Raw genomic sequence first — 14127 nt, forward strand, 5'->3', positions numbered from 1 at the left:
AGGCAGGAGAGATGAAAGTCATATTTGCAGCAGCGGAATCGACACCGTTTATCAAAACAGGGGGACTAGCCGACGTGATCGGCGCCCTGCCCAAAGCGCTTAAGCGAAGCGGAGCGGACGTGCAGGTCATTTTGCCCAAATATAAAGGGATACCACAACAATTTAAGGATGAAATGCAGCATCTCACGGAAATAAAAGTGCCGGTCGGCTGGAGAAATCAATACTGCGGCATCGAAAAGCTCGTGTACGACGGCATTCCGGTATATTTTCTCGATAACGAATACTATTTCGGACGGGACGGCGTTTACGGATACATGGACGACGGCGAACGCTTCGCCTTTTTCAACCGGGCTGTGCTTGAGGTGCTTCCGCTGATCGGCTCCGAGCCGGACGTGCTGCACTGCCATGACTGGCATACGGCACTCATACCGGTATTGCTGCAGGCGCACTATCGCCACAACGAGTACTACCAGCACATCCGTACCGTGTTTACGATACATAATTTGCTGTACCAAGGAATATATCCTTACGAGGTACTTGGCGAACTGCTTGAACTGGGACACCATTATTTTACGCCTGAAGGCCTTGAGTTTTACGGGAACGTTAACTTTATGAAAGGCGGGATCGTCTACGCCGATCACGTGACGACGGTGAGCCCGACCTACGCCAGGGAAATTCAGACGGCGCACTACGGATACGGACTGGAAGGGCTGCTGTATTCGCTCGGTGACCGGCTAAGCGGGATCGTGAATGGAGTGGATACGAAGAGCTATAATCCTGCAAGCGATGCGAGCCTTTACGTAAAATACCGGACGAACCTGGCGAAAAAGAAGGAGAATAAGGCGGGGCTCCAGGAGGAGCTCGGTTTGCCGGTTAACCCGGACGTGCCGCTCATCGCGATGGTGACCCGGCTGGTGGAGTCCAAGGGACTGGACCTCGTGACGCGGGTGCTGGACGAAATGCTGGATTACGACGACTTCCAGTTCGTCTTGCTCGGCACGGGTGATTCCGCCTACGAGCATTGGTTCCGCGAAGCGGCAGGGAGGCATCCGGACAACATGTCGGCGCAGATTACGTTCAGCGACGCCTTGTCACGCAAAATATATGCAGGCAGCGACATGTTCCTCATGCCGTCGAAGTTCGAGCCATGCGGCATCAGTCAGCTGCTGGCGCTGCGGTACGGCAGCATCCCGATCGTTCGCGAGACCGGGGGGCTAAACGACACAGTGCAGTCTTACAACGAGTTCACCGGCGAGGGCAACGGCTTCAGTTTTACGGCATTCAACGCCCACGATATGATGCATACGATCCGCCGCGCGGCGGCGTTTTACCAACAGCCGGAGCATTGGAGCAGAATCGTCAAGAACGCCCTTGCCGGGGATTACAGCTGGAACATGTCCGCCAAGGAATACATGGACATTTACGAGCGTGTGACCGTTTGAGCAAACGGGTGCTGATTCAAGCCGGCTCCAAGATAATAACAACGGGCTGCTGTGAATCCATTGAAAAAAGCCTTCCGGAACTCCGGAAGGCTTTTTGTTAGAAGGCGATTTATTTGGTGAGATTTCGGTACAAAATCCGGTACCCGTAAGGGTCCAGACTGACGTTCATCGTTCCGTTCTGGGTAGGAACCTTGTCGCCCGACAAGGCGTCCTTCCAGTCGTTCGTAACCATCGGGTGGGACAGCACCTGCGGCTTGTCGGTGTTGTTCATCCAGATGGTGAAATGAACCCGGCTGTCCATGCGCTCGTAAATGATGTTGGGATTGCCCGGTTCCGCCTTCAAAAAGCGGAAGCGGCCTTCGCGAAGCGCTTTGTTTTTTTTGCGCAGATCGATGAGCAGCTTGTAAAAATCGTACAGCTCGCGGTCCTGCTTCTTCGGATCCCACTCCATGCATTTACGGCAGTCCGGATCGCCGCCGCCGGTGAGGCCCACCTCATCGCCGTAGAAGATACATGGCGTCCCCATGAACGTGAACAGGAAGACGACCGCCAGCTTCATCCGGCGCTTGTCGTTGCCGACGCGCGTCAAGAGGCGCGGTGTGTCATGGCTGCACAGCATGTTGAACACCACCTCGTTCGTCTGCTGCGGATAGCGCATCAGAATGGTGCCCATTTTGTTGGCGAACGTCAGTCCGTCCATCCCACCGTTGAAAAACTCCAGCACCTTGTCGGCAAAAGGGTAGTTCATGACAGAGTCGAACTGGTCGCCCACCAGCCAGGCCAGGGAATCGCTCCACACTTCTCCGACAATATAAGCATCCGGATTGGCGTTTTTGACGACCATACGGAAGTCCCGCCAAAAATGGTGATCGACCTCGTTCGCCACGTCCAGCCTCCAGCCATCCAGCTTGATTTCCTTGATCCAGTACTCGGCAACGTCCAGCAAATACTGCTTGACCTCGGGGTTGGCCGTGTTGAATTTCGGCATATTACCGAAGAAGCCGAACGTGTCATACGTGGCGATCCCGTTCTCAACCCGGGCCGGAAACTGGTTGATATGAAACCAGTCGGCATATTTGGACTTTTCCCCATGTTTCAGGACGTCCTGGAACGGTGGAAACTGTTCGCTGCAGTGGTTGAACACGGCATCGAGCATGACTCGGATCCCTTTGCTGTGACAGGCTTCAACAACCTGCTTGAGCAGCTCGTTGTCCCCAAAATGCGGGTCAACCTGCTTATAATCGACGATGTCATATTTATGGTTCGACGGCGACTTGAACAATGGTGTGAAATATATCGCATTGATGCCCAGATCGATGAGATCGTCCAAATGATCCAGGACGCCCTGCAGGTCGCCGCCGAAGAAATTGTCCGTTGTCGGCTGTCCCCCCCAGGGCTGTGTGCTTTTCGGATCATTGCTTGGATCCCCGTTGGCAAAACGTTCAGGCATAATTTGGTAAAAAATAGCATCCTTTGCCCAATCCGGCACCTTAAATACGTCGATCTCATGTATGTAAGAAAATTCGTAATAGCCGCCCGTAGGCGCCGGACAATGACGGTACAGCCCGTTGTCGAGCATATAAATCGTTTCCTTGCCGGAAGTGACCCGGAAGGCATAGCTCAGGCGCTTGTATTTAGGCAGCACGGCGGCTTCCCAATAATCGAACATTTCGTCGGTCGCGGCTTTTTCCATCGTAATTTCAAAGTAGGTCGAATCCCAGTCGTATTTGTCTCCGGTCATCGCCACCACCGTATCCACGTCATTGCGTTTGGTGCGGACACGCAGATGTATCGTCTTCGGATCGTATGCATAGGCCCATTTGTCCCGGGGGACATGGTATAAAGCTTCCAGCAGCATGACTACACCTCCACTAAATATCTAGCTAATTAATACCTCATTCCCGGAATGATGAACCATGGCTGCCGCCGTATTCTGGCGTTTCGGTGAATTTTTTGCTTAGGAGTCTCCTTATGGTGTAATTACATCATAAGAAGCTTTTCTTTCAAGGGTGCAGGTTTTTGAAGCGATTTATGCATCGATATTAGGTTGAAGCAGGTTTTGAAACGGCAAATACATATGTATTCCGAAAAAGATGGGGAGGTGACTAAAAGGAACAATAGAACTAGGAATAAATGGAATTAAAGAGCCATAATCCGCATGATTCTGGCTATTTTAAAATGTATTGACCACTGTATGAAAATGTCATTGCATAATCATGCATTTTTATTGTATGATTAGAACCGTGGTTTTTCGGGGTAGGCCGGATACGGATCATGCCTTTGAACAACAATAAGTATCATTGAAAACGGACAGGAGAGATAGATATGAAAAAATGGGGTATTCTAACGGCATGCATTCTGCTGGCAGGCTCCCTGCTTGCCGGATGCGGAAGCAAACCTTCGGCTGAGGGCGGCACGGCAGCGGGCGAACAGCCGGCCAGCGGCAAAACGATCGTGCTTGGAACAAGCGCGGACTTCCCGCCGTACGAATTTCATAAAATGGTGAACGGCAAGGACCAAATTGTCGGGTTTGATATCGAAATCGCCAAGGAAATCGCCAAAGACATGGGGGCGCAGCTTGAAGTGAAGGACATGAGCTTTGATGCGCTTCTCGGCGAGCTGTCCAGCGGCCGCGTCGATTTTGTCATTTCGGGCCTTACACCAAGCGAGGAACGCAAGAAACAAATCGATTTTTCGAACAATTACTATAAGGCAGAGCAGGCCGTCGTCGTCAGAGAGGCTGACAAAGACAAATACAGCACGATGAAAGCTTTGGAAGGAGCTTCGCTCGGCATTCAGAAGGGTTCCATCCAGGAGGACATCGCCAAGACGATTCCGGGGGCGAAGATCACCGGTCTGAACAAAATTTCCGACATCGTCCTGCAGCTGAATTCGAGCCGCGTGGATGCCTCCATTATGGAGAAGCCGGTTGCCGAAGCATACATCAAGAACGTTAAAGGTCTGGTGATAGCGGATGCGGTCCCTGATTATAAGGAAGACGGCTACGCGATCGGGATCAAAAAAGGCAACACCGAACTTGTCGATCAAATCAACAAAACGCTGGACCGTCTTAAATCCGAAAACAAGATTGAGCAGTTCGTAGCCGAAGCGAGCGATTTGGCTGCACAGAAATAAAGGTTAAGCTGTCTTTTCTCATTTTATACATCGGATAAAATAGCGAAGCGAATTCGCTATTTTTTCTGTTCAATGATGGATACTCTTTTTTAATACGTCTCGATCTGTTGTATACAGGGGAAGGATGAGACAGGCAGGGATGACAAAGGAGGTTATTGGATCTTATGAATATGTTCTCCGTTTTTTGGGATTACCGGACGTATTTTGCGACAGGTATTCAGTATACACTGCTTCTGGCGGCCATCGGCGTCATCTGCGGCTTCGTGCTGGGCATTATTATATCTTTGATGCGGATGTCCCGCTTTTGGCTGCCGCGGCTGATCGGGTCGGTGTGGGTGGAAATACTCCGCGGCACACCGATGGTTGTTCAGCTGTTTATTATTCACTACGGCCTCGTGGCCTTTGGGATCAAACTTACGCCGATCGAGTCCGGTGCGATCACGCTGTCCATTAATAGCTCCGCCTACCTTGCGGAAGTGTTCCGTGCCGGAATTCAGGGAGTAGACCGAGGCCAGTCGGAAGCAGCCCGTTCCCTGGGAATGACGCGCAGCATGACGATGCGGTACATCGTGCTCCCTCAGGCGGTGAAAAGCGTGCTGCCGGCAATCGGCAATGAGTTCATTACGATTATCAAGGAATCATCGATCGTATCGTTTATCGGCGTAGCCGATCTGATGTATCAGTCTCAGGCCGTTCAAGGGATTACGTATGATTATCTCAGTCCGCTGCTGGTCATTGCGGCCATCTACTTCATTATGACGTTTACCCTGTCCAAGCTGCTTGGGGCATTCGAAAGGAGGCTGAATACCGATGATCAGCGTTAAGGATCTGCGCAAATCGTTCGGCAAGCTGGAGATTCTGAAAGGCATCGACATCGATATCGCCAAAGGCGAGGTGGTCGTCGTGATCGGCCCGAGCGGCTCGGGAAAAAGTACCTTTCTCCGCTGCCTGAATCTGCTCGAAACCCCGACAGGGGGACAGATTACGTTTGAAGGCGAGCCGATAACGGACAAACGCCATAACATCAATGCCACACGCGAAAAAATGGGCATGGTGTTCCAGCATTTCAACCTGTTCCCGCATAAATCGGTGCTGCAGAACCTCATGCTGGCGCCGGTTAAGGTGAAAAAGCAGCCGCCGGCCGAGGCGGAACGGATTGCCCTTGACCTGCTGCGCACGGTAGGATTATCCGAGAAGAAGGATGCCTATCCGTCCCAGCTGTCAGGCGGGCAAAAGCAGCGGATCGCTATCGCGCGTGCGCTGGCGATGCAGCCTCACGTCATGCTCTTTGACGAGCCTACCTCAGCGCTGGACCCGGAAATGGTCGGCGAAGTGCTGGAGGTTATGAAGAAGCTCGCAGACGGCGGCATGACGATGGTCATCGTGACGCATGAGATGGGGTTTGCCCGGGAGGTCGGCGACCGGATCGTCTTTATGGACGGCGGACAAATCGTCGAGCAGGGGACACCTGCGGATGTGTTCGGCAACCCGCAAAACAGCCGCACGAAAGATTTTCTGAGTAAGGTTCTTTGATGAGAGCCTATCATCTAAAACGATAAAGCCCTGGACGAGAATATTACTCATTCAGGGCTTTTTTGTCCCTTTTAATGAATAAATCGTAAAAATGAATGAAAAAGTTGTAACTTTTATTAAAGGAATTAAGTCATTGGTTCCTGGCATAAGTCCGCTAACAACTCTATATAAAGCTTGATATTTCAAGGGTTTCGAATTGGTAACATTTTCATGCGCACAGGTTACAAAATTGTGATATATTTGTTGAGCCGAAACTTTTTAAGGTAAAGTGCGGGGGATGTAATTTGTGTACATAGTACGCTTGGGGTGAATCGCACCGATAGGGCGTAGGGTTGTCTCCTCAATCCGAATCCGACAGCTAACCTCGCAGGCATCACGACTTAAGGAGGAACCATGAAAAGATTTAAAGGAATCAAGACACTTGCAGCCATCATCGGCATTTCTCTGGCGGTACAAGCGGTACCCACGTTTGCGGACTCGGTCCATGTAGCGAAGGATGGAGACACCTTCTATACACTATCTAAACAATATGGCGTTAATTTGAATCAACTGATGAGTGCAAATCCGAATGTAGAAGCAACCAATATTTACCCTGGCCTAAAATTAAACGTTCCCGGAGCAAGCACAGCCAAGGCATTTGCCGCAGAGGACAGCGGCTCCATCATCACCGCTGCATCCCTGAACGTCAACGGCGATGACAAAGTTGTGGAAGCATGGGGTAAAACCTTTAATTACTCTAAAACGCTGGACGTCCGAGCTACGGCGTATTCCTCTGCCGCTAGTGAAAACGGCAAATGGGGTGCAGTGGACTACTTCGGCAACCCGCTGAAGCTGGGCACGATCGCAGTTGACCCTTCCATTATCCCGCTGGGAACGAAAGTGCTGGTTACCGGCCACAGCTTCCCTGGCCTTCCGAAGAAAGCCTTTGTAGCGACAGCAAAGGACACCGGCGGCGCGATTAAGGGCAAACGCATCGACATTTTCGTGCCTGGCAGCCCGGCAAGCGTCAGCGCCTTCGGGTTCCAGGATGTTGAGCTGTACTTCATTAAATAGTTAATGCTACTCATAACAACATGGAAAAACCGGCTTTTTATTAAAGCCGGTTTTTTTGTACACTTCGCTTTACTTGTCTTTTGGAACGTGAAGTAACCTCGGCAGTGTGACGAAGGAATAGCCCTTCTTCTTCAAGGTCTGGATGATGTCCGGAAGGGCATCGATCGTGCCGCTGAGATTGGACGTGGTTCCGCCACCAGCATGCTGAAGAATGATCGAGCCCTGCCCAACGGTGGACAGCACGTTGCGCTTGACCGCTTCCTTGCCGATTCCTTTCCAATCGAGAGAATCGACGTTCCAGTTTACGATTTTATAGCCCTGCTGTTTGGCCCAGCGCAGCTGCCGTTCCGTGATGTCTCCATACGGCGGCCTGATCAGTTTGGGCTTATAGCCGACGATGCCGTAAAGCGTGTTCTCCGTTCGCTTAATCTCGGCTACATACTCGTCCATCTCCAATTTATGAAACACGGGATGATTATAGGAGTGGTTCCCGATCACATGTCCTTCACGGACGATGCGCTCGACCAGCTCGGGGTGCTTCTTCGCCCGGCTTCCCATCACAAAAAAGGTGGCTTTAATATGATGGGCTTTGAGAACATCCAGAATCTGCGGTGTAAATCGGGGGTCTGGTACGTCATCAAAGGTCAGGGCCACCTCTTTGACGCGTGGACCGTGAATTTTGAACGTTTCGGGATATTTTTTGATCAGCTGGCCAAGCGTAAGGATCTGCTGTTCCTTCCGCTTTTCTTTCGCCTCTCGGCTGCTGGTTTCCCTTGCAGGCTCGGAACTTGGCGGATGTCCCGGGGGTTCGCTGCCGTGAGCGGCGGCAGTCGGCCGCCCGTCCAGCCATGGCCAGATCAACAACAAGACCAGCAGGAAAGGCAGCAATTTGCATAACAGCTTCTTTTTCATCCGTCTCGACTCCTTTCCACTGGGGACAAACGGAAGTATGATTTATCCTTGTTATGTCCATAAGTTGAGGCAATTATGTTGCTTGAATCAGACACGGCCGCATTTTCATATCGTTCGGCAAAGGGTGTATAATAGAACTGATGGTTTACGGTCACTGCACGTTGGCCGTAACCGCCGAGGTATGGACGATGAACGGCGGCACCGCAATTATAAAACCCTGTTGTCATATAGGCTTAAGGATATACAACATAAAGGAGACACGAAACAATGGCAGATCTATTTACACCTTATGTACTTAAAGGATTATCCCTGAAAAACCGGATTGTTATGCCTCCGATGTGCCAATATTCGGTACAGGCTGAAGACGGAATCCCTAACAATTGGCATTATGTCCATTATGTATCCCGCGCAGTCGGCGGAGCCGGATTGATTATCGTAGAGATGACGGGGGTTCACCCCGACGGACGGATTACAAACCGGGATACGGGAATATGGGATGACGGGCAGATCCCCGCATACCGCAAAATCGTCGACGAAGTGCACGCCTATGGCGCAAGGATCGGCATCCAGCTGGGCCATGCCGGCCGCAAGGCGGAGGACGCAAACCCGCCCGTTGCTCCGTCGGCCATCCGTTTTGACGAGAAGTATAAAATTCCGAGAGCTTTGTCCACCGAAGAGGTTCAAAGTGTGGTTACAGCCTATGGGGAAGCGGCCCGGCGAGCGGTGGAAGCCGGCTTTGATACCGTGGAGATTCACGGCGCTCACGGCTATTTGATCCACCAGTTCCATTCGCCACTGACCAATCGAAGAGACGATGCCTATGGAAAAGACCTGGCTTTGTTCGGAGAAGAAGTCGTTAAAGCCGTCAAGAAGGCGGTCCCAGAAGACATGCCTGTTCTGATGAGGGTATCAGCCAAGGAGTATGTGGACGGCGGTTATGACATCGATTACTGCGCGGAAATTTGCAAACGATACCGGGATGCGGGCGTGGACGTATTCCATATATCCTCCGGCGGTGAAGGCCATATCGGATCGAACGGAGGACCGAAGGCCGGATCAGGCTACCAGGTGGAATTGGCGGAACAAATGAAGGCGAAGCTGAATGTACCGGTGATCGCCGTCGGCCGCTTGGAAGATTACGAGGAAGCGCAGCAGGTGGTGCTGGAAGGAAAGGCTGACCTGGTTGCCGTCGGCAGAGGCATGCTGAAGGATCCTTACTGGGCACTCCATGCAGCTCAGGAGCTGAACGGAGAACAGAAAATCCCGAAACAATACTTGCGTGCTTTTTAACCAGGCATTGCGGAACAACAAGCAAACTAACGTTCAAAACAAAACGCTGGAGTCGGATCCGTCGGATCGGCTCCCGCGTTTTTTTAAACGGTAAACATGAGCTTGAATGAACGCTCCCTGCTGCTATATTATGGAAGATGAAACGAACGCCGCAAAAAAAAATGGCGATTTTTGAAACGGTCCGAAAAGTGCTGCGTAAAAGAATATCAAGAAGAACACATTAAACCTTTCAGGAGGAACAGAGACCATGGCAATTTTCAAAAGACTGCGCGATTTAACAATGTCCAATATCAATGCGATTATCGATAAGGCAGAAGACCCAATTAAGATGACGGATCAATACATTCGCGATATGACCGAAGATTTGGAAGATGCCGAGAAAGCCGTAGCCGCTCAAATCGCTATTGAGAAGAAGTTCAAACAGCTGTACGAAGAGCAGCAGGCGCTCGTCGAGAAGCGCACTCAGCAAGCACACACCGCAGCCCAGGCTCAGAACGTTGAGCTGGCCCGCCGCGCGCTGGAAGAGAAGAAATCGGCCGAGCAGAAAATGAACGAATACAAAGCAAGCTACGACCAGAACAAGGCTTCCGCCGACAATCTCCGTGCCAAGCTCGAGGAAATGCGCAAGCAGCTGACCGAAATGAAGAACAAAAGGGAGACCTTGGTAGCCCGTTACAACGCGGCCAAAGCGCAAACCGAAATTAACAAGGCGATGAACGGCTTCAGCACCGATTCCGCGACGAACGGTATGAAGCGCATGGAAGAGAAAATGCTCCAGATGGAAGCGCAAGCCGAAGCCAGCAACGAAATGTCCGCCAAGGACAAATCGCTTGACGACGAGTTCGAGCAGCTTGGCAAGGATAAAGAGGTTGAAGATGAGCTGGCAGCGCTCATGAAGCAGTACGAGAACAAATAATCTGCCGTAAACCGGGTATGATGAATAGCGAAGGGGGAACATTTGTCATATTTCTCCTTCGCTTTTATTATGTATGAGGGTGAGACGTTGAGAAGATGTGGAGGCTAAGGTAGATGGATTTTAATATCATTAAAGGGATTCTGGTATGGACAGGTTCCGGGGCGATCCTGCTCTTTGTTTTGATGTTTGTGGATTCGCTGTTTACCAAGTACAAAGATTTTGAAGAAGTCAAGGCGGGGAACATGGCGGTTACTTCGCGCCTGGTGATCAAGCTGCTGTCCCAGGGGTACATTCTGTCCGTTTCGATTCGGACTTCGAATAACCTGCTGGAGGCGCTGGTCGTATCGATCGTCTCCTTCTTGATCTTACTCGTACTGGAAGCAATCGTGCGCGTCCTGATGAGGTGGTGGGCCAAGCTTGACCTGGATGCCGGCACGCAGCAGGGCAAAGTGGGTTACGGCCTGTTTGCCGGTACCCTTCATTTGGTAGGCGCCCTCATTATTACCGCCTGCCTGTAGCACGACCCCATTATATATTAAAGTTTGATTACCTAAGGAGTTATAGCATATGAGTGTATTTAAAAGAATCGGCAATCTGTTTGCCAAGCCAGAACCGCCGAAACCGGAGAAAAGCATGCTGGCGCTGATGCCTGGGGATATTTGCGAGGTGTCGCTGGTCACGTATGAAGTGATCGGAAGGGTACACAACCGCGGAAGAAACGCCGTTCTACTTACGCTGCGGGACGGAAACACGATCGCTTACCTTCATATTGAAGAGCGCGAGACCGTGGAATATGAACTGTACGCTCCGATCGACGGACGGCTTGACAATCCTGCCGAAGTACCGACCGAGATCGAACTGGACGACCGGGTATACTATATGGAAGAAGAATACATCGGTCATGTGTTGATACAAGGCAAAACCCCGTTCACGCAAGGGGGAGAGCAGCACGTATGGCAGTACCAATCCGACGATTATCATCTGCTGCGGATCGAGTGGCAGAACGGACGCTTTATGCTGTATGAAGGAGAGAAAGTAATCCCAGGTGATGTGAAAGTCATCCGGGCCAATTAGAGGTGGGGCACATGATGGGTAAGAAGAGAAGCAGGTTTCTCGGCCTGAAGCTTCTGCTTGTCGCCAGCCTTGTGCTGTCTCTGCTAACCGGATGCGGCATCGGCTCGCCGAACGTCAAGGAAACGTATCCGCTGGAGTCGGTGAACCGCGACGGAAACGCCACGTCGTATGTGTACCGGGCTGCGGACAAGACGGTTCCCGAGGTTGCGAAGGAACTGACGGACGAGAAGAAGCCCGACCAGATGTCGCCGGAAGATGCCGACCGGATGTTTCTGGTGTATGGCAACGAATGGTACCATCTGCAGAAGGATACCGCCAAGCCAAGCGATACGCTGATCGAAATCGACTCGCAGCAATATGTGCAGCGGAATTACGACTCAAGCTTCCTGCAGGGATATCTGACGGCCGCGCTCATCGGACAACTTTTTGATTCGTTCGGCGGTGGAGGCTCCTACCGGGGCTATACGAGCAGGGACATTTATCAGCCGAAACAGGGAACGTACCACACGCCGACGACAAATGATAAAAAAGTGGCGCCCCCGCTGACGGTTGAAAAGAAGGGCTCGATTCTCCGCCGCGGCAAAAACAGCGACACGAATACGAGCGTCGGTTCTGGCGGCAGCATCTTTGACCGCAGGAAAGATACGACGACGCCGAGCAGAGGCAGCATATCCAGGGGCGGCAGCAGCGGCTCCAGCCTATTTGATTCACCGAAGCGGTCGTATACGAAGCCGAAAACTCGGGTCGGATCGGGCAAGATCACAAGGCGCAGGTGACGGCCGGCCGCAAGCGAATGTCATGAATGCCGTGTTCACGGCAGACGAAAACGCACGAAGCATGGATTCGTGCGTTTTTTTGTGTCATGATAGACAGTGGAGACATTCAGCTACGGAAGGATGATACATAATGGATCAGACACGAACCGATTACGATAAATTTCACCGGAAGCCGATGCAGGTCAAGGATGCCCAAAGGCTGATCGCCGGTTATGTCGAGGCTGGCGGCGTAGAGACGGTACCGCTGGCGGAGAGCATCGGACGCTTTCTGGCCGAGCCCGTCACCGCCCCGCATCCGTTTCCGCGGTTCCGCCGCTCCGGAATGGACGGGTACGCGATTTGTTCCGCCGACACGGCGTCTTGCAGCTCGGACGATCCGGTCTGGCTGGAAGTCATCGACGAAATTCCTTGCGGGAGCGTGTCCAGTCAAGTGATCCGGCCGGGGACAGCTGCACGGATCATGACGGGCGCTGAGGTACCGGACGGCGCGGACGCCGTCGTCATGCTGGAGATGACAGAGCAGCGGGAAGAGGACGAACGGGCCTGGGTTGGACTGAAGCGAAAAATCCAGGAGGGGCAAAACATTACCCCGATCGGCCTGGAGGTTCAGGAGGGACAGCAGCTGCTTAGTCAGGGAACCCGAATTTCGGCCGGAGAAATCTCGGTGCTGGCGACGTTCGGCATTCACCATGTTCCGGTGTACCGCAAGCCGCGAATCGCGATTTTCTCGACAGGATCGGAGCTGCTGTCCGTCGAAGAGCCGCTGCAGCCGGGGAAAATTCGCAACAGCAACACGTACATGCTCGCGGCCCAGGTGCGGGAAGCAGGGGGCGAACCCTTTATCCTGGAGGCTATTATGGATGATCTGCAGCTGGCTCAAACACGGGTCGAAGAGGCTCTTCGGGATTACGATGCTGTCGTAACCAGCGGCGGCGTGTCGGTCGGTGACTACGACATTATGGGCGATCTCGTCCGCGGCGGCGGGGTAGAGATGCTCTACAACAAAATCGCCATGCGCCCCGGCAGCGTCACGACGGCGGCCGTAAAAGACGGCAAGCTGCTCTTTGCGCTGTCCGGCAACCCCGGCGCTTGCTTCGTCGGCTTTGAGCTGTTCGTCCGGCCGACGATTCAGGGCATGATGGGCAGAAAGAATGCCTACCTTAAGGAATGGACAGCCGTCCTGGACGTCGACTATACGAAGGTGAACGCTTTTACCCGCTACGTACGCGGAAGAGTGGAAGTCCGCGGTGGAATGGTGTATGCCGTTCCAGCAGCGGTGGACGAATCGAGTGTCATGGTAACGATCAAAGACAGCGACTGCCTGATCGTCATCCCGCCCGCCAAAGCAGTCACACCGGCCGGATCCAAGGTGCAAATTTTGCTGCTTAAAGAGGGTTCAAGATGAGCCGGCAGGAAGCAAAACCGCCCGTCTGGCAAATCGTCGGGTATAAGAACAGCGGCAAGACGACGCTCGTCTGCAGTCTAGTCGAGCGGCTAGCGGCCAAGGGCATACGGACAGCCGTGATTAAGCACGACGCCCATGATTTTGACATCGATCATACGGGAACGGACTCGTATCGGCACCGGAAATCGGGGGCCGGTGCCGTCGCCCTTGTGTCCTCGCGGCGAACGGCCGTCATCGAGGAAACGGAAACCGGGCTGGACGAGCTCATCGGGCGGTTTTCCGGATACGATATGATTTTGGTGGAGGGCTTCAAGCAGGCGGAGTATCCCAAACTCGTGATGGTGCGCAGCCAGGAAGATCATGCCTTGGCTGCCCAGATCACTTCCGTGACAGCCGTCGTCTCCTGGCTTGCCGATGACGTGATGAAGGGGAGCATCGAGCTCCCGCCGGGTTCCGTTCCGGTATTTGGGGTCAATGACACCGGCCGGATCATGGAATGGCTGCTTCACCACGTAAGCATGGCACCACGGAATGAACTGAAATGATCGTTTGCATTCAAAAACAGCACGCCAACTCCGATGACCGGATGCG

At 52.6% G+C, this 14127-nt stretch carries 14 protein-coding genes and 1 riboswitch; of the genes, 12 read left to right on the forward strand and 2 right to left on the reverse strand.

What is annotated here, in order from left to right; genetic code table 11:
* The first annotated feature begins 11 nt into the window (after positions 1 to 11).
* Positions 12 to 1442 (forward strand): glycogen synthase GlgA, encoded by a 1431-nt coding sequence (gene glgA, locus FHS19_RS12755; RefSeq protein WP_183582180.1) that lies wholly within the window; start codon positions 12 to 14, stop codon positions 1440 to 1442.
* Between the two features lie 109 nt (positions 1443 to 1551).
* Here the strand turns inward: glgA and FHS19_RS12760 are convergent, their stop codons facing one another.
* Complete coding sequence (locus FHS19_RS12760) at positions 1552 to 3300, reverse strand: alpha-glycosidase (RefSeq protein ID WP_183582181.1); 1749 nt, start codon at positions 3298 to 3300, stop codon at positions 1552 to 1554.
* Positions 3301 to 3767: 467 nt separating this feature from the next.
* Here FHS19_RS12760 and FHS19_RS12765 point away from each other — a divergent pair, with 467 nt between their 5' ends.
* The 4 genes from FHS19_RS12765 (at position 3768) to FHS19_RS12780 (ending at position 7163) form a co-directional block, all read left to right on the forward strand.
* Entirely contained in the window at positions 3768 to 4577 is an 810-nt protein-coding gene (locus FHS19_RS12765) for a transporter substrate-binding domain-containing protein (protein ID WP_183582182.1), read from the forward strand.
* A 164-nt stretch (positions 4578 to 4741) separates the two neighbouring features.
* Positions 4742 to 5401, forward strand: coding sequence for an amino acid ABC transporter permease (locus tag FHS19_RS12770; RefSeq protein ID WP_183582183.1), 660 nt, complete (start codon positions 4742 to 4744; stop codon positions 5399 to 5401).
* Positions 5388 to 6110: an amino acid ABC transporter ATP-binding protein gene (locus FHS19_RS12775; protein WP_183582184.1), complete on the forward strand. Its 723-nt coding sequence runs from the start codon at positions 5388 to 5390 to the stop codon at positions 6108 to 6110. The genes FHS19_RS12770 and FHS19_RS12775 overlap by 14 nt, the downstream gene beginning before the upstream one ends.
* A 236-nt stretch (positions 6111 to 6346) precedes the next feature.
* Positions 6347 to 6500: riboswitch (cyclic di-AMP (ydaO/yuaA leader) on the forward strand.
* A 3-nt stretch (positions 6501 to 6503) separates the two neighbouring features.
* On the forward strand, positions 6504 to 7163 hold the full coding sequence (locus FHS19_RS12780) for a 3D domain-containing protein (RefSeq protein ID WP_183582185.1): 660 nt from the start codon (positions 6504 to 6506) through the stop codon (positions 7161 to 7163).
* Between the two features lie 69 nt (positions 7164 to 7232).
* On the opposite strand, the gene FHS19_RS12785 is transcribed toward FHS19_RS12780, so the two are convergent.
* The gene (locus FHS19_RS12785; protein WP_183582186.1) at positions 7233 to 8075 is read right to left on the reverse strand and encodes a polysaccharide deacetylase family protein; all 843 of its coding nucleotides are present in this window, start codon (positions 8073 to 8075) and stop codon (positions 7233 to 7235) included.
* Between the two features lie 267 nt (positions 8076 to 8342).
* On the opposite strand from FHS19_RS12785, the gene FHS19_RS12790 reads away from it, so the two are divergent.
* The 7 genes from FHS19_RS12790 to mobB all read left to right on the forward strand — a co-directional run bounded on the left by FHS19_RS12790 (position 8343) and on the right by mobB (position 14081).
* On the forward strand, positions 8343 to 9365 hold the full coding sequence (locus FHS19_RS12790) for an NADH:flavin oxidoreductase/NADH oxidase (protein ID WP_183582187.1): 1023 nt from the start codon (positions 8343 to 8345) through the stop codon (positions 9363 to 9365).
* Positions 9366 to 9612: 247 nt separating this feature from the next.
* Complete coding sequence (locus FHS19_RS12795; RefSeq protein ID WP_183582188.1) at positions 9613 to 10281, forward strand: PspA/IM30 family protein; 669 nt, start codon at positions 9613 to 9615, stop codon at positions 10279 to 10281.
* A gap of 113 nt (positions 10282 to 10394) precedes the next feature.
* Entirely contained in the window at positions 10395 to 10799 is a 405-nt protein-coding gene (locus FHS19_RS12800; protein WP_183582189.1) for a DUF350 domain-containing protein, read from the forward strand.
* A 49-nt stretch (positions 10800 to 10848) separates the two neighbouring features.
* Positions 10849 to 11355, forward strand: a complete 507-nt coding sequence (locus tag FHS19_RS12805) for a DUF4178 domain-containing protein (protein WP_145024276.1) — start codon at positions 10849 to 10851, stop codon at positions 11353 to 11355.
* A 14-nt stretch (positions 11356 to 11369) separates the two neighbouring features.
* Complete coding sequence (locus FHS19_RS12810; protein WP_183582939.1) at positions 11370 to 12131, forward strand: DUF4247 domain-containing protein; 762 nt, start codon at positions 11370 to 11372, stop codon at positions 12129 to 12131.
* A 130-nt stretch (positions 12132 to 12261) separates the two neighbouring features.
* The gene (locus FHS19_RS12815) at positions 12262 to 13536 is read left to right on the forward strand and encodes a molybdopterin molybdotransferase MoeA (RefSeq protein WP_183582190.1); all 1275 of its coding nucleotides are present in this window, start codon (positions 12262 to 12264) and stop codon (positions 13534 to 13536) included.
* Positions 13533 to 14081 carry a molybdopterin-guanine dinucleotide biosynthesis protein B gene (gene mobB / locus FHS19_RS12820; RefSeq protein ID WP_183582191.1) on the forward strand — a complete coding sequence of 183 codons (549 nt, stop codon included), beginning with the start codon at positions 13533 to 13535 and terminating at the stop codon, positions 14079 to 14081. The genes FHS19_RS12815 and mobB overlap by 4 nt, the downstream gene beginning before the upstream one ends.
* The last annotated feature ends 46 nt before the right edge of the window (positions 14082 to 14127 follow it).

Origin of the sequence: Paenibacillus rhizosphaerae, from assembly GCF_014192015.1 — a bacterium.
In the GTDB taxonomy this organism is placed as follows: Bacteria; Bacillota; Bacilli; order Paenibacillales; family Paenibacillaceae; genus Paenibacillus_AQ; species Paenibacillus_AQ rhizosphaerae.